The following is a 23,623-nucleotide window of genomic DNA, read 5'->3' on the forward strand; positions in this document are numbered from 1 at the left end:
TTGTCTTTAGCCCCTTGCCAGCTTCGCTTGCTGGCGGGGCGGGAGCACGGCCGGACCATCCCATTAGCCGACAAGGCGTGGCTGGCCGCGGATGTCCTTTGCCCGAGTAAATCGGACTCACCCTGACCGCGCGGCCATGGTCTGAAAATGACCCATGTCGGACATTTCTCGCTCGTTTGGCGACGTTTGCACTTGCACCCGGATCGGATATTTTTGCCCCCGGGGATGAGATGAATGGCTAAGACTAGGGGTAAAGCGGGACAAGGTGCAAAAGGGGTCGGCCGAGACCGACCGCGTGCGCGTAAATCGAGTGCGTCAAAAGCCCTAAAGTCCAAATCGCGTAAGCGGGAATCAGCTGGGCCCGCAGCGGCCAAGCAGAAGGCTTCTCCGGCGTCGGAGACCGCGCAGCTGAGGCAACAGCTGAACGTCGCCAGATTGCAACGAGAGGCCAGCGCGGAAATCCTGCGTGCTGTTGCCAACTCATCGGGAGACGTGGCAGGGCCGTTGCAGCAGATCGCCGAGACGACCGCGCGGCTTTTTGGGGCGTCAAGTGTGTCGATCCAGATCGCCGAGGGCAGCGAGTTCACGCAGGAATATCGCGTCGGCGCGATCGCGAAGCGCGTTGGCTCCGCCTATCCCCGCTCCAACATCAAGGTCGGCGGCCGAAATCTGCCGGGCACAGTGGTGGCGGAGAGCCGGCAGATCCACATTCCGGACCTCGACCGGCTTGATCCGTCGATGTCCGACTTTCCAGGCCTGCCCCATGCGCGGGCCAGCGGCGCCCGCACCGTCTGCGGCACGCCGCTGCGGCGCGGGCACAAGGCCATCGGCGCCCTCATCGTCTTTCGCGACCGGCTCCTGCCATTCACCGCCGATGAACTGGCTGTGCTGCAAAGCTTCGCCGACCAGGCGGTCATTGCGATCCGGAACGCACAGTCGTTCAACGAGACCCAGGCAGCGCTGGAACGGCAGACAGCGACATCGGAAATCCTGCGCGTCATAAGCCAGTCGCCGACCGACGTGCAGCCTGTGTTCGACGCTATTGTCGAGACCGCCGTACGGCTGACGCGATGTGACCTGGCATTTTTCCTGCGTTGCGACGGCGCCACCTACGTGCAGGTGGCGAGGGCCACGCCGGAAGGACTGACGACCGTCACCAGACCTCCCGAGCACATCGATCCCGATGGCAACTTCCCGTCACGCGCCATCTTCGGGAAAAAGACGCTCCACTTGCCGGACTGGTCGCTGATCGATCTGCCCAAGAGAGAGCTTTGGGTCCATGAGACCTTCGGCATCGTATCTTCGCTGTATTTGCCGCTGTTGCGCGCGGGAGAGTGCGTCGGCCTGCTGGTGCTGGCAGGCAAGCGCATCAATATCTTTGGCGACCGAGAAGTCGCCCTGGCCGAATCCTTTCGCGACCAGGCCCTGATCGCAATCGAGAACACGCGGCTATTCAAAGAGACCCAACAAGCGCTGGAGCGGCAGACGGCGACATCGGAAATCCTGCGCGTGATCAGTCAGTCGCCGACCGACGTGCAGCCGGTATTCGACGCCATTGTCGAGACCGCCGTGCGGCTGATCCGCTGCGAGGTTGCATTCGTGCTCCGTTGCGACGGCGCCACCTTCTCGCCCGCTGCGGCGGCCGGCCCGGACGGGCCGCTCCCCGACCTCGGGCCCTCGCATCTGCCGATCGACCCTGCCCTCAACTTTCCCTCGCGCGCCATCGTCGGCAAGGAAAACGTGTACCTGCCCGACTGGTCTTTGATCGACCTGCCCGAGCACGAGCGTCAGATGCGGGCCTTGATCGGCGTAAACTCTTCGCTGTTTCTGCCGCTGCTGCGCGAAGGCGAATGCATCGGCGTCCTGGCATTGGCCGATAAGAAAACCAACATCTTCGGCGACAGCGAGATTGCCCTGGCAGAGTCATTCCGCGATCAGGCCCTGATCGCCATCGAGAACACGCGCCTTTTCAACGAAGTCGAGCAGCGTACCGAGGACCTGAGAGAATCCCTCCAGCAGCAGACTGCGACTGCTGAAGTCCTGAACGTCATCTCCAATTCGCCCGGCGAATTAGGCCCGGTTTTCAGAGCCGTCCTGGAGAATGCTACTCGAATTTGCGACGCCAGGTTTGGCACACTACTTCGCTTCGCTGGCAACGCTTTCCATTTCGCAACGGATGTTGGAACCCCCGCGGCATTGGCCGAGTACGTGCGGCGCCCCGGACCGTTTCAGGGGTTACCGGGGGGCATGATTGATCGCATCCTGAAGACACGACAGATCCAGCACACAGCTGATTATGCCGCCGACCCGGCACCTGGTCTGGCAGCCAAGCTTGGCGGCGCGCGATCGGCGCTGGGAGTACCGATTCTGAAGGATGACGTACTGGTAGGCGCTATCGTAATCTACCGCCAGGAGGTCCGTCCGTTTTCAGTTCGGGAGATCGAACTGGTGCGAAGCTTTGCGGCACAAGCTGCGATTGCGATTGAGAACGCGCGGCTTTTCAACGAAACCAAGGAAGCACTGGAGCGGCAGACCGCGACCGCGGACATCCTGAAGGTCATCGCCAGTTCGCCCGACGACGTGCAGCCGGTCTTCCAGGCCATCGCCGAACGCTCCAATCAACTCGTCGGCGGATTTGCAACGACCGTCGTGAGCATTCTCGATGATGTCGTTCACTTGTCGGCGTTCACGTCGACAAATCCTGCAGCCGATGCAGCACTCAGGGCTTTCTATCCCCGGCCGCTGTCGGGATTCAGCTACGGCGACGCCGTCCGCAGGGGCGAGACCCACAGGATCGTCGACATCGAACTGGAACCCGGTCTTGAACCTGATCAGTTGACGATGGTACGCCAACGGGGATGGCGCAGCGCGTTGTGGGTCCCTCTGCTGCTCGAGGGCATGACGATCGGCGCCATCGGCGTAACGCGGGTCGCGCCGGGCGCCTTCGCCGATCATCATGTCGATATGCTGAAGACCTTCGCCGACCAGGCGGTGATCGCCATTTCCAATGTGAAATTGTTCAGAGAGGTTCAGGCCCGAACACGCGAGTTGACGGAAGCGCTGACCTATCAAACCGGCAGCAGTAACATCCTGAGGGTCATCGCATCGTCGCCAACCGATGTAACGCCCGTTCTCCAGGCTATTGTCGAGAGTGCCTGCGCGCTTTGCGAAGCCAACGATGCAATTGTCTATTTACGGGATGGAAACGATCTTCGCTTCAACGCCCAGCACGGATCACTTGAGTTCACGGTCGACAAATGGCCCATCGATCGTGCTACGGCCGCCGGGCGGACGTTCCTGGACCGGGCGCCGGTTCATATCCACGATATGCTGTCTGAAGAGGGTGACCAGTTCCCGGAAGGACAACGGGCGGCTCGCCGTATCGGCGTTCGAACCATGTTGGGTGTGCCCTTGTTGCGCGAGGGCGAGAGCATCGGAACAATATTGTTGCGCCGTACCGAGGTGCATCCGTTCAGCGACAAGCAGGTCACCTTGCTGCAAACCTTCGCCGATCAGGCGGTGATTGCGATTGGCAACGCCCGTCTTTTCGAGGAAGTTCAGGCGAAAACACAGGAACTGTCGCGATCCCTCGACGACTTGCGCGCCGCGCAGGACCGCCTGGTGCAGACCGAGAAGTTGGCCTCGCTCGGCCAACTCACCGCTGGCATCGCGCACGAGATCAAGAACCCGCTCAATTTCGTCAACAACTTCTCGGCGCTGTCGGCCGAACTGATCGACGAGATGAACGACGTATTCGAAAATCCTGATCTCGACGAAGCCGGCAGGCGAAAGGAGCTGGATGAAATCCGCGAGTTGCTGAAGAGCAACCTCGAAAAGGTCGTTCAGCACGGCAAGCGCGCCGATTCCATCGTCAAGAACATGCTGCTGCATTCCCGGGAAGGTTCAAGCGAGCAGCGGACGGTCGATATCAATGCGCTATTGGATGAAAGCCTCAACCTCGCCTATCACGGCGCCCGCGCCGAGAAACCCGGTTTCAACATCACGTTGCAGCGCGACCTCGATCCGGACGCCGGCATGATCGAGCTGTTCCCGCAGGAAATCACCCGCGTCTTGCTCAACCTGATCTCGAACGGGTTCTATGCCGCGAGCAAACGCGGCGCCGAGAACGGCGAGGCGAACTACGAGCCGGTGCTCAGCGCCGCCACCAGGAATCTCGGCAACGACATCGAGATCCGCATCCGCGACAACGGTACCGGCATCCCGCCGGAGGTGAAGGAGAAAATGTTCAATCCGTTCTTCACCACCAAACCGGCGGGAGAAGGCACCGGGCTTGGCCTTTCGATGAGCCACGACATCATTGTGAAACAACACGGTGGCAGGATCGAGGTCGATACGCAGCCTGGGCATTTCACCGAGTTCACAATTGTCCTGCCGCGTACAACCAACCCTGCAAACAATAGAAAAAACTAGAGGTCAAACGTGGCTGCCTTGGTTCTCGTAGTGGACGACGAACCCGACGTTGAGGCGCTATTTCGTCAGCAATTCAGGCGCGAATTGCGCGCGAAACGCTTCGTGATGCATTTCGCTGGATCCGCAAAGGACGCATTGGCGCGTGTTGCAAACGCTACCGAGCAGGAACCAGCGTTGGTATTTTCCGACATCAATATGCCCGGGATGACGGGCCTGGAGATGCTACCGAAGATGAAGAAAATGCGGCCTGACATGCCCGTCATCATGATCACGGCCTATGGCGACGATGACACCAAGCGGAAAGCCATCGATAGTGGCGCGGAGGGTTTGCTAACCAAGCCAATCGACTTCGCCTTGCTGCGGGAGCAGATCGATACGCGGCTAGGTCGGGCTATGTGACCTGTTGACTTCCGTTCATGGCCCCGAAGCGGACAAGTCAGGCGAATCGAAAGCACCGAGAAGCTCGCTCAATCCTGGTGAGCAATCGCGAGCACAATTTTCCACTCATTGCCAGCGCGAATGAGGTTGTAGGAGCGACGGAAGCATCGGTATAGGGTTCTGTCCTTCCGAAACTGCTCCCACGTTAGCGATGCGAGCACGGCGGCTGATCCAATCGGTGTTTCCACCAAGTTGCTCCGGCGAGAATGACCGTGATCACGGTCCGCGTACTTGGCTCCCAAGCGCTCGAAGAAACTGCGTACCTGTTCATAAGTGAGAAGGCATTCAACCCGGCCGTCACCGTGGATCTTGATACAGGGCACAGAGTGCATTGATGCCAATGCCTCAGCATCCATTGACTCGGCCGCGCTTTCATATTTTTGAAAGAACGTCTCAACAGTGTCATTCGTCATGAGAGTCCGGAAAAATGACTAAGGGAATAAGGCCAGCATCCTAGCGCTATTTCCGTCCAGTCGCATAGGCCCAGTCTGACGGAGCAAACCGGACGTGTCTGCAAGTTCGGGTGGGCCGGAGACATGACGAGGTGATCGAATAAAGCCAATCATTGCTGCGGTGCGTGAGTCCGGTTCTGACCGTGAGCGGAAGTCGATCTGATCCGGCATGGATGATCGGTCTGCCGTGTGCCCCTTTCGGCACAGCCGATTGGACATTACGATGCCGATACCAACGAGGAAATGGGACCCCACATGAGGCGTCGGGACTTCGTGGCAGGCGCAGCATCGCTAGCAGTCGTATCGAAGATTGCTGCGCAGCCCGTTTCCAATACCCGGACACTTGCGCTTGTCGATGTGACGAGGCCGGAAGCGCAAATGCGCGAAGACAGCCAGGGATTTTACGGATTATTACTCTCTGAGATTCGACGTCTCGGCCACATCGAAGGGCAAAATCTCAAGATCGAGCGTTACGGAAAGGAACAAAGCGCTCTGGATGCCAGCATTCTCGCGGCGAACGTGGTTCGCGGCAACCCCGACGTGATGTTGGTTCTTGTTCCCTTTAGCGCAGTATCGAAGGCAACATCGAAAATCCCTATTGTGACCATGTCGGGCGATCCGGTAGCAGCCGGTTACGCTCAGAGTCTGGCGCGCCCTGGCGGTAACATTACCGGAGTGAGTGTTGACGCCGGTCCGTCGATACACAGCAAGCGCATTGCACTCTTGCGTGAAATGTTTCCACCGATGTCAAAGTTGGGCTGCATCGCCGGGCGCATTCAATGGGAACGGGGAGCCGGCATCACATTGCGGGCCGCTGCCGAAACCGCCGGAGTTTCGCTGGTCGCCCAACTGGTAGATATTCCCGGCAACGCGGCAACATATCGAAATGCCATTGAAGCGGCTTCACGCGAGGGCGCGGATGCGATCATGATGCTGGATAATCCGGATATGCTTGCGAACCGGGTTTCCATTGCGCAGGCTCTTGCGGAGGCGCGCATACCGGCCATTCATGCATTCGTCGAGGCAGTCGATGCTGGCGGGCTGATGGCATATTCGTTCGACTTCAAGGAAGTCAGAAGACGCTTGGCCAACGACATCGATGCTATTCTGCGTGGCGCCAATCCTGCCGAAATCCCCTATTATCAGGTTTCCAAATTCGAGTTGTCGGTCAATATTAAAGCGGCAAGTGCCCTCGGGCTCACCGTCCCTCCGACGCTTCTTGCCAGCGCCGACAAAGTCGTTGAATAATTTCTTATGTCAGATTCTGGCCCACAGCGACGAAATCTCATGTCCGCTTCGGTGTGAGCGGTCGGGGTGACAGCGACCTTTGTGCAGAGTGAGTTCTGGTGTTCCTGACCCATGACGACCTGTCGCGGCAACTGGCGACAGGATCTAAACGACCCAAGCCAGCAGCCATAGGATGAGGTTCACGACTGTGATGGTCAGCCAGCTAGGCCGACGCTTCATGACGGCCCCGATCGCAAAAATGATTCCGTCCAGAATTGCGAAAAGCAAGCAGATGAGTGTGGCATGGGCCAGGAGAGCCAACGGAGACAGCGAAGGCACGAAAACGGGTGCATAAAGGATCGCGAACCCGACCGTTATCGCTGTGGTGTGCCAGAAGCGCATCCGACTATTCTACAAGCCCCGACGAAGAAGGACGATGCCTCGATGTCGCCGATTGGCCATCTGCGAAGTCGCACTTCGGTGGGAGAGGTCTGCTCGTCATGGCCAAGCGGACAGATTGCTCGACCTGACTTCTTCTGAGTTCGAGCCGAAGAGGTAATCGCGGTCGGGGGTTTTGAGGCTCTGAGTTTAATATCCTCTTCTCGATGGCCCAGGAAAGTGCTTCATTTGGTCGTTTCCGCAAGACAGCTCCGTCAGTTTAAATGGGAGATTTGAATGAAGTATATCTCACACTGGAAGTTGCCGCCGAGTACGATCAACGCTGCAATCAAGCAATTTCTGGAGACGGGTGGAGTACCTCCTGAAGGCATAAAAATGCTCGGCCGTTGGCACGGTATGAACGGTGAAGGATTTGCAGTCTTCGAGAGCAATGACGCCACGGCAATTTACAAGTGGTATGCGCAATGGGCAGTTGTAATGGAGCTTACCATCACGCCCTGCGTTGAAGACGCAGAGGCAGGGCCTATTTTGGCTGCGATGGCCAAGGGCTAGGCACTAGCCAAATCTGACATGTTCAAATTGAAGAGCCGCCTCCGGGCGGCTTTTTATCCGCCCACGAGCAACGGCGATGTCACCGTTTGGCCTTCTCCGCTATTCCGATGCTCGGCCGGGATGTCCGAAGTTGAGAGCGGACCGGGCGTGACCAGCCGCCGGGCCGAGGTCTCAGCGTGACCCGGAACGGACATTGCCGCTGGCCAGAGAACCCTTTGTCCATTAGTTTTTGTGTGAGTTGCCTTACAAGCAATTGAGCGAATGTACCTCACTTGGCGAAGAGCAAGGGATAGGGAATGTCGCAAAATCACAAATCATTAGTCGGCACTTGGAAACTAAAAGCCATACAATTTGAACCTGCTGACACCGGCGAGCGCATTGATATGTTTGGCCCAAATCCGTCGGGTTATTTGATCCATACCGACGGGGGACGGATGATAGCGATCCTGATGCGCTCAGATCGAGTGCCACCGAAGGAAGACGCCGACGGGGCAGCGCTTTTTAAGAGCATGATGGCCTATACCGGCAACTGTAGGACCGAAGGCGAAGACAAGTACATCTGTAATGTCGATTTCGCCTGGCACCCCTCTTGGAACGGCACTGAGCAAAGTCGGTTTTTCAAGCTCGATGGCGACACTCTTGCGATCACGACCGGCCAGCAGACCCACCCTATGTTTCCAGGTCGGATGGGACGGGGCATCATCACTTGGACAAGGGCCTGATCTCCGTTTGGATCGATGCGCGGCAGTGGGAAGATCGGTGGGCAGGCGCACCGTTGGCCCGCTTGTCCGATTAAGCAGCAGTCTCTGATTGGCCCATTGCGTCAGTTGGCGCATTGCAGCGAGATATCCGGAGTCGGGGGTACACCGGAAGGCACCGGCTCCGGGCCAAACCGACGCTTTTGACCCAAAGCTGACCTTCCGCAGCAGCTAAGTTGGGACTTTCCTTCCGCCGTGATAAGCGTGAGTGGCCCTAAGCGGGAGATGCTGCGATGGTCTCAGTAGGCGAGCTGCGAGAACGTTTTCGCAAGGTCGTGGCGAGCGAAGAAGAACTTCGCGCCGTGGTCGGCGAACCCCCGTCACACTCCATCGCGAAGGTCGTCACGACGATTGATCCACTTGCGCGGAAATTTATTGAGCGCTCGCCCTTCGCCTTTATCGCCTCAATGTCAACAAGCGGTCTTCTCGACCTTTCGCCGAAGGGCGACCCTGCCGGGTTTGTGAAGGTACTGGATGAGATCACCCTCGCGATCCCCGATCGCCCTGGAAATCGTCGGCTCGATACGTTTCATAACGTGCTGCGCAATCCGAACGTGGGCATGATCTTTCTCATTCCAGGCGTGACACACACGCTCCGACTTGCCGGAAAAGCAATCATCGTGAGAGATGATGAACTTCGGGAAGAGATGAGGATGAGCGGCAAAACGCCGGACCACGTGTTGGTGGTTGGGGTGGAACGTGTCTTCGCTCATTGCCCAAAATGTATGGTCAGATCGCGGCTATGGCAGCCCCAAACGTGGGGGCAACCTGCGGAGGTTCATACCTTTGCGGAGATGCTGGTCGCCCATGCCAAACCCCAAAAGAGTGTCGAGCAGATGCAGGTCATGATCGAGCAAAACACGAAGGAGGGCCTCTATTAAACGCCTGCTTCGCGCTGCTTTTGGCCAGGAAGCGAAGCCGGAGATGGTCGGAGTGATGTCGGCTAGAGCGTACGTGTTGTGCTCGCGGTGAGCTTTTCAGCCTTTGACCCTGGCGCGTAAAACGCGAAAGATCAAAACGCGACGAGAATTATGTTCTTCTACAAGTTCTCAAACTTGAGTGCGCTTTCGCGTTTGAAGGTTGGGACGGTCTTGAACGAATAACTTCTTCTATCGTGGACCGAGCGCCTCGGCGTTTTCACGCAACCAAGACCCCGAGCCGACATCGGCCGATTGACCGCAATTACAGTTCTGCCTCATCATCGGTATGCTCAACCGGAGGGCCAGACTGTGGATCAGCTTGTGGGGACTTGGCGATTGGTTGCCGCATCAGCCACCAGCGGAAGTGAGAGAAACGATGCTCCGTTTGGGCCCACGCCCTCGGGTTTGATCACCTACACAAGTGACGGAAGAGTGATGGCGATAATTAGCCACAGTGACCGCAAGCAGCTCGCAAGCGGTGATCGGATTTCAGCGTCCGCCGATGAGCGAGCCGAAGCATTTGCGACTTCGTTTTCTTATGCTGGTTGGTACTCCCTGTCCGGCGACAGGATTATTCATCACGTTGAGATTGCCTCAGTGCAGAATTGGGTGGGTACTGACCTCGTTCGCCTTTTTGCGTACAGAGACAACAACATCATCCTTACGACGCCTCCAATTTCCGTCGGAGGGCAAATCCGAGCGACCGAATTGGTTTGGGAGCGAGTCTAGCAGACCACGATGGGTCACTTCTTCTGTCGTGCCCCACAGGTCAAATCAGTCGATCATTCAGCGCAGGACCGCTTCGAGGATAGCTTGGTCCGATGGCGGCCCCAGTGGAATTATTCGCGTGCAATCGAATCCCGTGCGCCCCAAGAGCTGTCGATATTCTTCTTCTGTTCGTTCAATCCCGCCCGTGATGGTCAGCATGCGAATGTCCAGTGCTGCTGCGCGCTGATGCGCAACCAAAGTAGTCATTCGGTCTGGCATGACCCGCTCTATCAGAAGCAGGCGGGTTTCGTGCGAGGCGACAGCTCGGCACTGGGTCAGAATTGCGGCGACACGCTCGTCGTCCCAATCGTGGATCACATTTTTCAGAACCATGAGGTCAGCGCCCGCAGGCACGGACTGAAAGAAATCACCGGCAATAACCTTGCAGCGGTTCGCCACGCCGGCGTTGCGAAGTATCGAATCGGCATCTCTGACGCCCGCCGGCAGGTCGAATAGCATGCCGGACGCCGCCGGTGCGCTGCGCAGAATAGCCGCCAGGAATGTGCCATTGCCGCCCCCCACATCCATGATGACTCGTGATGCCGAAAAGTCGTAGGCTGCGGTTGCCGATCGCGCGACCAGTTTCGTGTTATCAGCCATGGCGGCGTTGAAGATTGCGGCTTCCTTGGGGTGTTGGTCGAGCCATTCGAAGCTGTCGATCCCGAATTCTCGACTCATCCCGGTTTCGCCGGTCCTTATGGTGTGTTCGATTTCCCCGAGGCATTTCCAGGAGCGCTGATCAGGAAAGAAACGCGCGAAGTTGCGCAGCGAACTTGGCACGTCGCTGCGCAGCTGATTGCCCATGGGGCAAAGAGCAAACACTCCAGGCGTTGTTTCCTCGAACACGCCGTAAGCGCACAGCGCACGCAGCATACGTTTGAGCGAAGGGGCATGCGTACCGGTGCGTCGTGCCAAGCCTTCGGCGGTCATTGTCCCGCCCGCAATCAAATCCGCAAGGCCGAGCTCGGCTGCAAGGAAGACTAGCCGAGCCGGCACGAAGCCGCTGATCAACGTCAATATACTTGGCGGCGAACCTGTATTATCCGACATATTCGGTCTCCTTCGCCTCGAACGATGGCAGACCGGGCAACCATCTGGCAAGCGCCCAAGCAGGCCCGAAGCGCTGGGACATCCGGCGCCTTCGATTGAATGGGTGTGTCCACTCAACTCCGGATCGTTAAACCAAGCGCCCTGGTCAATATCGGTGTCGCCGATTTGGGCTGCAGTGCGTGAGTCCGTTGTTGGCCCTTCTGCGAAGTTGCGTCGGGTCTAGCGCAGGTCCGTTCATCGCGGCGGAGCGGACGAGATTTGCTCAACCTGACTTCTTCGCATTTTGACCCAAGTCGGACATGGTCTTGAACTGCTCGGAACTTGGATTTGTGCCGTTTAACGCTCGCGAAGTGCTATCCTTGCCATTGCAAGGCACGGAGCTTGATGTTCTGGGATAGCTAAATGAGGCGGCGCGACTTCATCGGGTTGATTGGCGGCGCAACGGTGCCATGGCCGTTCACCGCGCGTGCGCAGCATACCCGAAAGGTATCGCGGATCGGTTACCTTGGCACTTCCTCCTCCAGCTTGGAGCGGCGTGTCTTAGAGGCATTCCGGCAGAAGCTTCGCGAACTGGGCCACGTTGAGGGCGAGAACATCGCGATTGACTATCGGTGGGCGGAAGGACAGGACGATGAACTCCCGCGGTTGGCGGGCGAACTGGTCCGGCTAAAACCCGACGTCATCGTAACGACTGGCACGCCCGGTACTCTTGCCGCCAAGCAGGCGACGGACACGATCCCTATCGTCTTTTCGTCGAGTGGCAGTCCAGTTAATGCCGGGCTCGTCGCCAGTTACGCTCGACCAGGCGGGAACGTCACGGGGTTCACTTTCACGGGGCCGGACTTGGAAGGGAAGCGCCTGCAGATTTTGAAGGATGTAGTTCCCGGGCTCTCACGCGTAGCCGTCCTCTGGAACGCTGCGAGCATGGGCGTGGAATTTTATCGGCAAACAGAGGCCGCTGCCGCCGCATTGACCGTGACACTACAGCCCGTGGTACAGGCTAGCCAACTGGATGATTTCGAGCGAGCTTTTGAGACGATTGGTCGGACGCGGCCCGACGCGCTCATCGTGCTGGCGGATCGCTTATTGCTTTCATACAGAAACAAGATCATCGCCTTCGCGTCAAACGGACGGCTGCCGGGGATGTACCCCTACAGAGAGTATGTCGAGGCTGGGGGACTCTTGTCGTATGCGCCTAGCAGCATCGACCGGTTTCGCAGTACTGCCATCTACGTGGACAAGATTTTGAAGGGTGCGAAGCCAGCCGACCTCCCTGTCGAGCAGCCGACCAAGTTCGAGTTCGTGCTGAATCTCAAGACCGCGCAGGCACTGGGCCTCGCTGTTCCGCCAGCAATGCTCGCTCAAGCCGATGAAGTCATTGAGTGAGATGATGCCGCCCAGTGCTTCGGAGGCTTTTCAGCCCGCATTGCAGGGTTGCTTCACAGAGCCCATGTCTGGAATTGGCCCATCGCTGCTGCATCCCGCGGCCGAGGATATGTCGGCTGTCAGGGATAGACCGGACCTAACCTAAACAAGGCCAGACCGTCGCGATTGACCCATATCAGACATCAAACGATCATTGCAGCGTCGCGCTCCGATGCGCTGTCGATGTCAGGATAACTTCGGTGGCGGCGGCAATGCTCCAGTCTGGTGGAGAAGCGCAAATCGATCAGGCACGCCCCAATGTTCGACCAGCTTGCCATGCGCAAATCGGCAAATGTCGATAACATCGAGGGTCACTGGTTTTCCCGAACGCGGATCGAAGCCCGTGGCCTTACAGCGCGCCCAAACTGTATCGCTAGTTTCGACGCTTGCCTCGATCGTGAGTTTCAGCTCCTTAATACTTTGGCGTGCAGAGGTGATCTGCCCCTTCAGGATTTGTGGGCCCGGAAGATCGATTTTCGTCAGGTACTGGTGTTCGATCAGCGTCTCTGCGCAAACGTCGTCCGCAACACTGAGGTCCCCCCGCGAGAAGCCGCGCTCAATGATGGCTTTGAATTGTTCCAGATTTGTCAGCATCTGCCGCGCTCCGCTGCTCTTGCGTGCGCTCGAGATTGTCGGAGTGCTAGCGAAGCCGCTTGTATATTTTGGTCACTCGCCGGGAGAAAAGGTGTTCTCCCAGTCACCTACAAGGCTGCCTGGCGGTAGACCCGCAAAGCCGTGGCATTCGCGGATGAATTGTGCCTGATCGAAATAACCCAGTTCGTGTATAATATCTGTCCAGGACCGGCGCGGGTTTTTGCGATGGGCAAGGAGAGCCTGATCGAAGCGGATCGTCCGCGCGAATAGCTTTGGCGTTAATCCGACTTGTGTCGCAAAGCGGCGCTGGAACTGGCTCGTGCTCAAGCCGGATTTGGCGACAAGGTTCTCAATTCGGACACGGCCCTGCACGGCAATCATCTTGCGTGATGCGAACCCGATGAAGTCGTCCGGACCGCGCCGTTCAAGCATCATCGTCAACCAATGCTCGACAGCTGCGACGCGTAGATCGAAGCTCGGCGCCGCGCGTACCGCATCGCCAAGGGTTGCCGCGGAAGCGCCGAGAACGTCCGACGCTGCGGGATCCTGATTGACCAGCGAAGTCATGTTGATGCCGAGCAGTCGATTTAGGCCGGTCGGTTGAAACAAGATGTTGAAAACGTGGATCGAGCCAGAAAGGGAGACATGTGCTCGACGGTAGGTTTGCGGCCCTACGACGCTCATATCCGGAGTTTTGCTCGCTCCGCCATCGTCGATCCGAACCCGATATGGCTCCGCCAGATGGATATTTAGAATTTGATGAGGACGCGCCGCAACTGGCCAGCTCAAAACGGCACTTCCCAGCTCAACACGTCTCTCTTCTAACGAGCGCACGACGCCTCGATACAGCGGATGCGGCAACGCCCGTTTGATGTCCATTGGAGGGCCTCCCCGGCAAAACCCTAGTCTGCGCCGAGTTGGGCGACAAGATATGTCTCCTATCGGGCCCGGAGCGGAAGTCAGGCTCTTGTATGAGGTCGGTCCATGCCCTTTAATTGCGTAGGCTATTTGGGCGCAAACTGGCCCAATGAGCACCGTAAAGAGGCAATCATGGAGCGACGAGAAGTCATCGCTTTGCTGGGTGGCGCTGCCATCTTGCCGCAAGTTACGGTCGCCCAGGGGAGAGGGCGAAGACTTTGCGTTATCCTTGCAATAAAGCCTTCTGCGGAATACCAGGATGCGCTTGCCGCCTTTGATCGAACGCTGGCACCGCTTGGCTGGAAGAGAGGCGACAACCTCCGCGTAGAGCAATTTTGGTCAGCAGGAGATCAAGGGTATGAACACGCGCTGGCTGTGGCAAAGGATGTGGTTGCTCTCAATCCCGACGTTATTCTTGCTCAGTCGGCGGTCGTCGTAAGCGCCCTGCGCGCAAGTACTCAATCTATTCCCATCGTTTTCGTGCACGTCGCTGATCCCGTTTCCAGCCGGATCGTCTCAAACATCGCAAGGCCGGATGGAAACATTACCGGCGTCACGAATACGGTGCCGTCGCTCGGAGGAAAATGGCTGCAGATACTCAAGGATATGGTCCCCAATCTTGGTCGGGCGGCAATGCTTGTTTATCCAGAGTCTCAGCAACCGGATCGGACCTTTTTCTTAAAACCCTTTGAGGAAGCTGCCCGCTCGCTCGGTGTAAGCATCGTGAAAGGCGAAGTCACAGGCCCTCAGGAGATCGAAACCGTTTTCGCAAGCGTGGCACTGCCCGGATCACCCGGAGCCGTCGTTATTACGCCCCACGCCTCTTTTGCCGACCGTAGCAGGGAAATCGTCGCCCTCGCGGAACGGTTTGCAGTCCCAACATCGTACCCCTATCGATACTACGTCACACAGGGAGGATTGATGTCTTACGGCGTGAACAATGTCGATCTCTTTCGGCAAGCCGCCCCCTATGTGAGTCGTCTACTCCGTGGAGCAAAGCCCGGGGATTTGCCGGTTCAGCAACCCACCCGATTTGACCTCGTCATTAACAACAAGACCGTCAAAGCATTGAATTTGTATATACCTACAACTCTACTCGCCAGCGCCGCCGAAGTGATTGAATGAGCTCTCATTAGTCCGGAAATGGCCCATCTCGGACCTCCCGGCCTGCCTGCTTTTGGGCAGCTACTGAGTCGCAAGCAGACATCAAGTTCCGGGCCGACTTCCCGGTTTATGTACACGCCCTAGCTAACGGTAAGGAGACTTCGGCCACGGCAAGGAGAGCGCCATGGCCTTTCTCAAAGCCATCGTTAATTAGTGCAGCACCCCAAGGGGGCTGTGGAAAACATTCTAGCCAATCCTCGCTTTCTGCGAATCAGCTATTCGATTGGGTTAGTTTGAGAACCGGTTCCCCAGAGAAGCCGGGGCGGAGTATTTTTGTGCGCGCACCAAGAGTTCGCAAGTCTTCGTCGGCGGTGACATCCGGGCGCACTCGGCTGCCGGCCGCGCTCAAGCACGGCGCTTTCGCGAAAGTCGAGCTGTTACCCTGGGAAGATCCTGCAGCATACGAGCAACTCCGGCAGGAGTTCCTGGAAGAATTCGAACCCGAAGGCATCTTGCAGCACGAGTGCGTGCGAGACATTTTGATGGCTACCTGGCGCAAGCAGCGACTGCGCGATCGACGAAACGCGGAGATGAGAGCCGTCTTGCTGCAGCCGCAAAATCGCGTGTTCGACAAGCGCCCGGGCCCGCTATTGGAGACTAGCCTCGATAGAGTGATGTACGGATTGGCGAAGGCAAGCTCTGAGGAGCCGGACTTGCCGCGCGACGATTATGAGCGACTCCTCAACTTTAGTTCCTCCCTAACGCACGACGCGGCCCCAAAAGTCGTGGCGGCTATCATTGGATGTCTACCGAAAGAGTATCGAACTCATCTTCAAACGCACATAGTCCGGGACAAGTTCGAGGAAGCCCATCTCTGGATTGTTGCACTCAAGAAGGAAGTTGACGGAGTGCTCTTACCAAAGGTTCGCGAGCGTCGTCCCGACCCAGACGGTTACCTCGCAGCTGCGGCCGACTTGCTAGCACCCGACAAAATGTTGGAAGACGTGGCTATTGAGGAACGGCTGGACGCACAAATTGATCGCGCGCTTCGGCGCCTTTTTTGGCTGAAGACTCAGAAAAAGCTCGACCGCGAGAGCAAGCAGAAAATCGTCGACGCCAAGGTCAACTGAACCCTTAGGTTGAAAACCAATCTAGCGTCTCGCCGCAGAGTTCTACTTCAAATAGTTCAAATTGATTGTAGCAACTTATTATACCAGTTTTACGAGTAATTCTGAAGAATGAACCGAGCTAACGTATTGATTTCATTTTGCTCATAGAGGCAATGCGACGGCGGATCTGCTTGGTAGACGCGCTGTCAAACGAGTACGCACCGCTCACCTCCAATTTGGGGGCAAATCGAAAAGATTGACCAGGAGACCGATCAGCATCGACCGCATTGGCCGGCTGGCAACGCCATGGCTGCAGGGGATTCCCTATAAACCTGTCGCCTTCCTCAATGCGTCAGCTCGAACTTCCGCATCTCGTTGATCCGGGCCAGGCAGTATTCGCGGTAGAGGTCGTTCAGAAATGCCCACATGATAAATCCCCATCGCTCGAAACATCGACAGGCTGGTCTCGCAAGGTTTCAGGGCGATGTCGGCAATCCGGAATTCTGGTTTCCGGACGATTTCGTGGCGATGAATTTATGTCACCATTACTGCCGTTTACTGGTCCGTAATTCCGAGAAAGCGGAAACCAGGCTTAGGCAGGGCGCGACCGTCGTAATCGGACAGCGCCTTCGCGTGCTTGCGGGTCTGCCTGGCTTCGATGATCAGAAGACAGCGCCTGAGTTCCTCGCTGCAGCGCTTTGCCTGCGCCCGCATCTCGCGTCTATCGACGGCAGAGCTCGAGGACTGCGCGAGATCGCGCCATGCCGCTGCGAGCGACTTCCTGAGCAGCTCGACCGTGCGCTCCAGATCGTCCAACCGTTGCTCCGTCAATTGAACCACGGGCACAAGTCTTGGAAGGAACTAGGCCCGATTCGCCGGCTCCGAGGAAGCCCGTAGGGGTACGGCTCGCCGTGTCTCGGCCGATCAGCGGCCGCTCCCGGCCACCGAGCCGGTCGCCTCGGCCGCGTTGAAGTCCGGCAGGCAATCGCGGCAGATGACGAGTTTTTCGGCCAACTGCCTGTCCCGCTCTCCCTCGATTTCGTCGTGAACGGCCCACCACGCGCTGGAGTACGGGCGCAGTGTCGTCAGCGCCCGTTCCCGTTCGCCGATGCGGTCCACCGGCGTCGGGGAGGCAGCCATCGCACGGCGCGCTGCAGGCCTGGCCTGGTTCGGATTTCGCCCAAGTCCATCCCACGAAACCAACCTCGTCGAGCCTGCGCGGACCGGTTCGAACGTCGCGCAGCCCGCGCCCCAGATCGACAGCACCAACGCGGCGGCATGCCGGACGCATTTCGCCGTCCACCGTCTGCGAAAACCCGTGGGCATGATGGCGGGTCCTCTGCTCGTTAGCGGAATTTACGTCCGTTGATCACAACGCCGGCCGAGCCGAGAACAACCAGGACGCAGCCTGCGATGATGAGCCAATGTGGGGGCTGGAGCCCGCGCAGGATGTCGATCATGACCCGATACCGGTTCGTCCGCGCCAACGGCCAATCTGACGCCGGGACCATCCGACGCCGGGACCAAGGCTGAGCGCTTATGGTTAAAACGCAGTAAATGCGATTAATGCCGCCGGTAAAGGCATCGCTGCCGGCCCGCTCATGAAGCGGCAAGCCTTGTCCAAACTGCATGGACAATCATGAAAAAGGACAAGGCCCCCAGAAGCCAGGCGATCCCACTGCCCGTCTGGTGCTCTTCGAATTCGAGATTCGGATCGCTCTCACGGCCGAACGGGACCTCCGGAGCTGGCCTTTGCGAGCGACGGATGCCTGCGGCGGCACGTTGCAGAAGTCGACGGACGATCGTCTCCCTCCGGTCGATGCTGTCGCCTCCGTCCGGATCGGCCGGCATCGTCAACCTTGTCCAGCCTTGCGAGGAGGCCGTCGTTGCATCGTCGACATGAGGCGCACGAGGCGGTTCACACGGCGAATGCTTTCGGTGAAGCGCACGGCGGGCGTACGGTGTCGGATATGGAAAACGAGCTTTCGAAGGCGAGCGAGCATGATGTCCTTCCCGTCGACCAGATACCGATCAGCGCTGCAGGCGCGGTGATCTGACATAGCGCGTCAGGACCGGCACGGGATGCGCATTGGCGAGGACCCGGACGCCGACGGCCTGCCGCTTGCCGGACCGCTGATCAGGAGCAAGATTGTAGGTCACCCGGGCACCGGCCTCGGGTGTGAGGCCGGGAGAACACGATTTGAGATGAAAGAAGATGTCAGTGCCGCCGGAATCCGGCCTGATGAAACCGAACGCCCTGTCGCCATGATACGTCTTGATTGTACCTTCCAGCATCTTGCAACCTTTCAGTTCGATGGGCGCATGGTTCGGACGTTCCTAAGCGTCGAACGCACCCGATTTCCTCACCTGCTCGATATTCGAATCAACCGACACCAGGAAAACGAACGCGACATTTGAGACCTGCAGGAAGCGCATAATTGGGGTTCGGCAATTCAAGGCGAACACCGATCGTCCCGCTCGCCGCGTCGAAGACTTGATCGACCACCGTCACGCGTGCGGTGTATCGGCCTCCTACCGGCGCCTCCGGAAGCACCTCCGCCGAGGCTCCCACATGGATCTTCCCGAACTGGCTGAGCGGAACAAAAACTTCGACCAACAGCGGATCGATTTGCGAAATCGTCAGGAGATGGGCCTGATCGAACGCATATTCGCCAGGCCCCAGCTTGCGCTCGACGACCACGCCGTCGATGGGGCTGCGGATGGTACGCAGTTTGAGGACTTCGTTGGCGCGGGCCAATTCCAGCCCGGCGAGCGCGAAGTTGACCTTTGCTTCCTCGACATCCTGTTCGGCAACGCGCGCACTCGTCTCAGCCTCGTCGGCAACCGCGACCGAGACCGCATCGTTCTTGCGCAATAACTTGGATCGCTCGTCCTTGCGCCGCTGGAATTCAAGCTTGGCGATACTCGAGCGAACCGTCGCGTCGTTCTCGGCACGAGCCTTCGCCAGCAACACCGCCGCCTGTTCGACCCCCGATTCGAGGCGAGCAACGACATCTCCCTTCTTGATGACGTCACCGCGATCGACCAGCACCTCGTTCAGGAGACCCGGCACGGATGTTCCAAGCTTGAGGACCATTTTCGGCTGTATCAGGCAATCGAACTGCCCCTCCGGCCTTCGCTCCTGCGCGTCGACGTGTCCTGCTCCCGCGGAGAAAAAGACGACCAAAATGGCGGAGATCCTCCACAAGATGCCGAATACGGCCGGACGCTTGGCTTCGTCGCCGGCGAGATTGAAATCCGAAAGCCGCGTCCGCAAATCGGGCACGCGTTCAAGTGCTCGAATTCGTTTCATTCGCCTCTCCCCGAAAACGCAAGCACCCGGTCGAGCCGGCGGTCCAGCTTCACGTTCTGAACGCGCACATAGCCATGTCGTCGTTCCGCCTGGAATTGAGCCAGCCAGCGCAAAGACTGGTAGACCCGCAGCGGAACAGGAATGCGCGTGCTGACAAGTCGCGCAATCAGGCGCGTCATCGATCCTGCATGGATCATGAACACGTCGTCCTGAAGCGAAACTATCGCCTCACAACTGCCGGGATCGCCCTGCCGCGCGCAACGGCCGAACAGTTGGCGATCGACCCGCCGGGAATCGTGGTATTCGGTCAGGATGACATGCAGGCCGCCCCGCGCGGCAACGCCCGGGTCGAGCCGGATATCGGTGCCGCGACCCGCCATGTTCGTCGCCACCGTGACCCGCGCGGGCTCGCCAGCCCTTGCGACGACTTCAGCCTCATCCTGGTCCTGCTTCGCATTCAACAGCGCATGTTCAATGCCACGCGCATTCAAGGCGGCGCTGATCTCCTCGGACGCCCCTACCGAGCGCGTGCCGATCAACACCGCCCTGCCCTCGGCCACGGCCAACCGCTCCACCCGGTCGGCAATGATCCGCAGCTTCTCGGCCGGGGTCGTGCATACCAGAGGGCGATCCACCCGGCGCTGCGAAGGCCGGTTCAGCGGGATACGAACGACATCGAGGCCGTACACGGACTTGATCTCCCGCGCGACCTCACGGGCCGTACCCGTCATTCCGGACAGGCGAATGTAACGACGAAACAGCCGCTGATAGGTGATGCGGGCGAGGGTCTCGCGCCGATCCGTGAGTTCGCAATCTTCCTTGATCTCGATGAGTTGATGAAGGCCGCGTTCCCAGGAGCGGTCGGGCATCACGCGTCCCGTCGACTCGTCCACGATTTGCACCTTGCCGTCCATGACGACATAGTGCTGATCGCGGTTGAACAGCATCATTGCCGAGAGAGCCTGGGTCACAAGCTCCTCGCGAGCCCGAACCGAACTCCAAACACCATGCAGCTCCTCGGCGAGCCTGCCGATCTCTCGGCAGCCTTCCTTGGTCAGCGCGAGACTTCGCTCTGCGAGATCTATCTCGTAGTGCTCTCCCGCAACGAGAGAGCGCGCGAACTGAAGACCTTGCTCGCATTGCAGCCTTTCCTCGGCGGCTCCCGTCGACGACGACAGAATGAGGGGCGTGCGCGCTTCGTCGATGAATACGCTGTCTGCTTCATCGACGATGCCGAAATAGAGCCCGCGCAACACGAGATCCTCGTTCCGTCTGAAATTGCCGCGCAGACGATCGAGCGATAGGTGCAAACTGCTGCTACGATGCGCCAGCGCGACACGGTCGCGCAAGTAGTCGAACGCGAGCTCCTTGTTGGTGCAGTATGTCACCGCGCTCGCATAGGCGCGACGCCGCTCGGATTTCGGCATGCCCTGTACCACGGCCCCGACACTCAGGCCGAGGAACTCGTAAAGCGGCCTCATCTCGTCTGCGTCGCGATGGGCAAGATAATCGTTGACTGTAATGAGATGCACGGGATACCCGGCAAGCGCCACCGTGGCCGCAGGCAGCGTGGCAGCAATGGTCTTGCCTTCACCGGTCGCCATCTCCACCAGCCTGCCCTTCAGCAGCCCGAATCCCGCAATCAGCTGGACGTCATAATGCCGCTGACCGATGGTCCGCGACGCTGCCTCCCGCACCAGTGCAAAGCATCGGCCGACGAGAGGCGGCGTAAACCCCGAATTCCGCAGTTGCGCGCGGATACCCGACACCTGGAGACGCAATTTTTCGTCGCTCATGATCCGCAGGGTATTCTCATGCGCCGCGGCATGCTCGACGATAGGCATCAACGTGCGAACCGGATCGCGGATCCGGTCGAAGGCGCGTTGAAACAGTCCTTTCGCCAGATATTCGGCCACTCGATCGTGAACCGCCGGCTCGCGGTCCGCGCGCTCCGGATAGGGACGGCCAACCGCCAGGTCGCGGTGATCGAGATCCATCACGCTCTTAGACATGGAAGTTCGTCAACAATAGCAGCCTGACGCTGCGATACCATTGTACTGCCAGCGGCTCCCTTCGATGTTCGAACCGAACGAAGACATGCTGGCCGAAGTGGTCCACCGCCTCCAGGCCTTCAAGCTCGATGTCGAATTGAAAGGTCCGCTGCAGCGTCTTTGGCCCCTTCGCATCGCGCGGATCGGTCGCAATATCCCCGCCTCCCTCGACACTCAGCGCCGCGCTGGGGAGATATTCGCCGGCGGCCGGCACCGCCCGCAATACGCGCCCCTTCAGGATCAGCCGCGGCTGGTCCACCGGACGGACCTCAATGCGATCGGTCGTGAGGCGTACCCTGTCGACGGCCTCCTGAGGCACAACGACGCGTGCCAGCGGCGTCGTGTTGCCGACAACGTAGCCAAGCAGCTCACCCCGACGGTAGTAGCGGCCGGGAATATCGACCATCTGCGGTACGACAAACACGCCATCGCTGCGAGCACGCGCCACAAGGTCCGAAGCGCGATCGCGGGCGAGGCTCAGATTTGCGCGCTCGAGTTCAAGCTTGTCGCGGACAATCTGGGCCTTTGCCCGATCCGACACGAACTCCGCGGCATATTCGGCCTGAAGTTCCGTTACCTTGGCCTCGCTCCTGCGCAACTGCGCAACGAGTGTCGGCTCTCTACTCTCAACCAACGGGTCACCCAGAGCGACCTGCGTTCCCGGCGTAACCAGGAGTTCATGGACGAAGCCATTCGAAGCTGCACGCACCATTGCTTCTTCCGGCAGCCAAAGCACGCCCTCGACGTTGGAATGGTAGGGCATCGGAACGGTGAACAGAAAGACGGCCAGGCCGAGCACGAGTCCGGCCGTTACCGCAACAGAACGGGCGCGATGCTTGCGCAGGCGGGGGTTTTCGATCAGGTGCCGCACCGCCTTTACGATCGGAAGAATCGCCATCGCCGCGACCGCCCAGGCGGCAAGAATAACGCCGATGAAGAAGAATTGTCCCGCGATGAACAGCGCAATGAAGATCGTCACCATGATGCGGTAGGCGGTCGAAGCGAGGCCGTAGAACAAGAACCATGCCCGCTCCATGCCGGAAGCATCGGGACGCTCCAGGTCGGAGACCCCGAGCAGATACCGCTCCAACAAATAGCCCCAGTAACGCGCCGACCGCGCCGCCAGATTCGGAATCTCGATGAGATCCACCAGAATGTAATAGGCGTCGTAGCGCAGCAGCGGATTGCCGTTGAACAGAAGCGTCGAGACGCTCGCGATCAGCATGACATTGAAAAGGACTGCCCGCACCAGGCCCGGCTCGACCAGGAGCCACAGATAGAACGCGATCGACGCAACAAAGAGTTCGACACCCATGCCGCCCGCACCGACGAGAGCGCGCCGATACTTGGATCTGAAAACGGTGGCGGCCGACGCATCGACGTAGGGAACCGGCAGCAGTACCAACAGGATGATGCCGAGATCGTGGACCTCTCCGCCTCCGGCCTTGGTGGCGGAGGCATGTCCCAGCTCGTGCAACGCCTTGATCGCAGGAAAAACCAGATAGATGATGAACAGATTGTCGATCGCCAACACACGGTCACTGAAATTGTGGCTGAGCTCCGGCCAATGTGGCCAGACCAGAATGAAGGCCGGAAACACGACGGCCAGCCACGCGATGGCTCCCCATCCGCTCCAGATAAGCCGTACAAGACCCGCCCAGCGATTAAGCATCCGATCCGGGTCGAACAGCGGGATGCGGATCGCCATGGGATTGCCATAGGAACGCAAATGACGCGCCCTTTGCTCGCGCTCGCTGCGAGCAAACAGCTCGGCGACATCAGGGGTTACGTCGCTTTCCAGCAGGTCCGCGGCATGCAGCTGGCCGAGCAGCTGGATGAGGTCGTCCTGGCTGGGTGCATCTTCACCCAGATGACGGTTCGCAAGCTCCCACAACTGTTCGACGGAATGCGTTCCGTCCATGAGCGAGACGATCAGTCGGGCCGACGGGCTGAAGCGATGCACCCGCGACGAGGCGGGATCCTGCAACAGGTACCACACTTCACCGCGATAGATGTGCCGATGCAATCGGGCGTGCGCACGCAACTTCGGCTTTCGCGCTGCAACTCGATACCACCAATTGCTGAGCAACGGCGCGTTCACCTCGACCTCGCAA

At 58.9% G+C, this 23,623-nt stretch carries 21 protein-coding genes; 10 read left to right on the forward strand and 11 right to left on the reverse strand.

The window, feature by feature from the left end; translation table 11 throughout:
• The first annotated feature begins 504 nt into the window (after window positions 1-504).
• Window positions 505-4,431 carry a GAF domain-containing protein gene (locus QY049_RS35560; protein ID WP_301270476.1) on the forward strand — a complete coding sequence of 1,309 codons (3,927 nt, stop codon included), beginning with the start codon at window positions 505-507 and terminating at the stop codon, window positions 4,429-4,431.
• Between the two features lie 9 nt (window positions 4,432-4,440).
• Window positions 4,441-4,830 carry a response regulator gene (locus QY049_RS35565; protein ID WP_301270477.1) on the forward strand — a complete coding sequence of 130 codons (390 nt, stop codon included), beginning with the start codon at window positions 4,441-4,443 and terminating at the stop codon, window positions 4,828-4,830.
• A 68-nt stretch (window positions 4,831-4,898) separates the two neighbouring features.
• On the opposite strand, the gene QY049_RS39185 is transcribed toward QY049_RS35565, so the two are convergent.
• A complete protein-coding gene (locus tag QY049_RS39185; protein WP_367401207.1) occupies window positions 4,899-5,282 on the reverse strand; it encodes a nuclear transport factor 2 family protein in 384 nt (127 codons plus the stop codon).
• A gap of 294 nt (window positions 5,283-5,576) precedes the next feature.
• Between QY049_RS39185 and QY049_RS35570 the strand changes: the two genes are divergently transcribed.
• The 5 genes from QY049_RS35570 (at window position 5,577) to QY049_RS39190 (ending at window position 9,906) form a co-directional block, all read left to right on the forward strand.
• Entirely contained in the window at window positions 5,577-6,569 is a 993-nt protein-coding gene (locus tag QY049_RS35570) for an ABC transporter substrate-binding protein (protein WP_301270478.1), read from the forward strand.
• 654 nt (window positions 6,570-7,223) lie between these two features.
• Window positions 7,224-7,499: a DUF3303 domain-containing protein gene (locus tag QY049_RS35575; RefSeq protein WP_301270479.1), complete on the forward strand. Its 276-nt coding sequence runs from the start codon at window positions 7,224-7,226 to the stop codon at window positions 7,497-7,499.
• 296 nt (window positions 7,500-7,795) lie between these two features.
• Window positions 7,796-8,221: a lipocalin-like domain-containing protein gene (locus QY049_RS35580; protein WP_301270480.1), complete on the forward strand. Its 426-nt coding sequence runs from the start codon at window positions 7,796-7,798 to the stop codon at window positions 8,219-8,221.
• Between the two features lie 269 nt (window positions 8,222-8,490).
• A complete protein-coding gene (locus QY049_RS35585; protein WP_301270481.1) occupies window positions 8,491-9,138 on the forward strand; it encodes an MSMEG_1061 family FMN-dependent PPOX-type flavoprotein in 648 nt (215 codons plus the stop codon).
• A 360-nt stretch (window positions 9,139-9,498) separates the two neighbouring features.
• The gene (locus tag QY049_RS39190) at window positions 9,499-9,906 is read left to right on the forward strand and encodes a lipocalin-like domain-containing protein (RefSeq protein ID WP_367401208.1); all 408 of its coding nucleotides are present in this window, start codon (window positions 9,499-9,501) and stop codon (window positions 9,904-9,906) included.
• 57 nt (window positions 9,907-9,963) lie between these two features.
• Here the strand turns inward: QY049_RS39190 and QY049_RS35590 are convergent, their stop codons facing one another.
• A complete protein-coding gene (locus tag QY049_RS35590; RefSeq protein ID WP_301270482.1) occupies window positions 9,964-10,995 on the reverse strand; it encodes a methyltransferase in 1,032 nt (343 codons plus the stop codon).
• A gap of 402 nt (window positions 10,996-11,397) precedes the next feature.
• Here QY049_RS35590 and QY049_RS35595 point away from each other — a divergent pair, with 402 nt between their 5' ends.
• On the forward strand, window positions 11,398-12,381 hold the full coding sequence (locus tag QY049_RS35595; RefSeq protein ID WP_301270483.1) for an ABC transporter substrate-binding protein: 984 nt from the start codon (window positions 11,398-11,400) through the stop codon (window positions 12,379-12,381).
• A gap of 225 nt (window positions 12,382-12,606) precedes the next feature.
• Here QY049_RS35595 and QY049_RS35600 read toward each other — a convergent pair whose 3' ends face one another.
• Both QY049_RS35600 and QY049_RS35605 read right to left on the reverse strand, forming a co-directional pair.
• Window positions 12,607-13,014: an ester cyclase gene (locus QY049_RS35600; protein WP_301270484.1), complete on the reverse strand. Its 408-nt coding sequence runs from the start codon at window positions 13,012-13,014 to the stop codon at window positions 12,607-12,609.
• Window positions 13,015-13,086: 72 nt separating this feature from the next.
• Complete coding sequence (locus tag QY049_RS35605) at window positions 13,087-13,893, reverse strand: AraC family transcriptional regulator (protein WP_301270485.1); 807 nt, start codon at window positions 13,891-13,893, stop codon at window positions 13,087-13,089.
• Window positions 13,894-14,064: 171 nt separating this feature from the next.
• Between QY049_RS35605 and QY049_RS35610 the strand changes: the two genes are divergently transcribed.
• Window positions 14,065-15,057 carry an ABC transporter substrate-binding protein gene (locus QY049_RS35610; protein ID WP_301270486.1) on the forward strand — a complete coding sequence of 331 codons (993 nt, stop codon included), beginning with the start codon at window positions 14,065-14,067 and terminating at the stop codon, window positions 15,055-15,057.
• A gap of 314 nt (window positions 15,058-15,371) precedes the next feature.
• Window positions 15,372-16,166, forward strand: coding sequence for a hypothetical protein (locus QY049_RS35615; protein WP_301270487.1), 795 nt, complete (start codon window positions 15,372-15,374; stop codon window positions 16,164-16,166).
• A gap of 534 nt (window positions 16,167-16,700) precedes the next feature.
• Here QY049_RS35615 and QY049_RS35620 read toward each other — a convergent pair.
• The 7 genes from QY049_RS35620 to QY049_RS35650 form a co-directional block, all read right to left on the reverse strand.
• The gene (locus QY049_RS35620; RefSeq protein ID WP_194481856.1) at window positions 16,701-16,961 is read right to left on the reverse strand and encodes a hypothetical protein; all 261 of its coding nucleotides are present in this window, start codon (window positions 16,959-16,961) and stop codon (window positions 16,701-16,703) included.
• Window positions 16,962-17,069: 108 nt separating this feature from the next.
• Window positions 17,070-17,471, reverse strand: a complete 402-nt coding sequence (locus QY049_RS35625) for a hypothetical protein (protein ID WP_301270488.1) — start codon at window positions 17,469-17,471, stop codon at window positions 17,070-17,072.
• A gap of 273 nt (window positions 17,472-17,744) precedes the next feature.
• Window positions 17,745-17,996 carry a hypothetical protein gene (locus tag QY049_RS35630; protein WP_194481855.1) on the reverse strand — a complete coding sequence of 84 codons (252 nt, stop codon included), beginning with the start codon at window positions 17,994-17,996 and terminating at the stop codon, window positions 17,745-17,747.
• Window positions 17,997-18,176: 180 nt separating this feature from the next.
• Window positions 18,177-18,440 (reverse strand): cold-shock protein, encoded by a 264-nt coding sequence (locus QY049_RS35635; RefSeq protein ID WP_194481854.1) that lies wholly within the window; start codon window positions 18,438-18,440, stop codon window positions 18,177-18,179.
• A gap of 88 nt (window positions 18,441-18,528) precedes the next feature.
• Complete coding sequence (locus QY049_RS35640) at window positions 18,529-19,332, reverse strand: efflux RND transporter periplasmic adaptor subunit (protein ID WP_301270489.1); 804 nt, start codon at window positions 19,330-19,332, stop codon at window positions 18,529-18,531.
• A gap of 122 nt (window positions 19,333-19,454) precedes the next feature.
• Window positions 19,455-21,470 carry a preprotein translocase subunit SecA gene (locus QY049_RS35645; RefSeq protein ID WP_210348724.1) on the reverse strand — a complete coding sequence of 672 codons (2,016 nt, stop codon included), beginning with the start codon at window positions 21,468-21,470 and terminating at the stop codon, window positions 19,455-19,457.
• A complete protein-coding gene (locus QY049_RS35650) occupies window positions 21,463-23,610 on the reverse strand; it encodes a PqqD family peptide modification chaperone (protein ID WP_194481852.1) in 2,148 nt (715 codons plus the stop codon). Before QY049_RS35650 ends, QY049_RS35645 begins: the two co-directional genes overlap by 8 nt.
• Window positions 23,611-23,623 lie beyond the last annotated feature (13 nt).

It is taken from the genome of Bradyrhizobium sp. WYCCWR 13022, from assembly GCF_030435535.1.
In the GTDB taxonomy this organism is placed as follows: domain Bacteria; phylum Pseudomonadota; class Alphaproteobacteria; order Rhizobiales; family Xanthobacteraceae; genus Bradyrhizobium.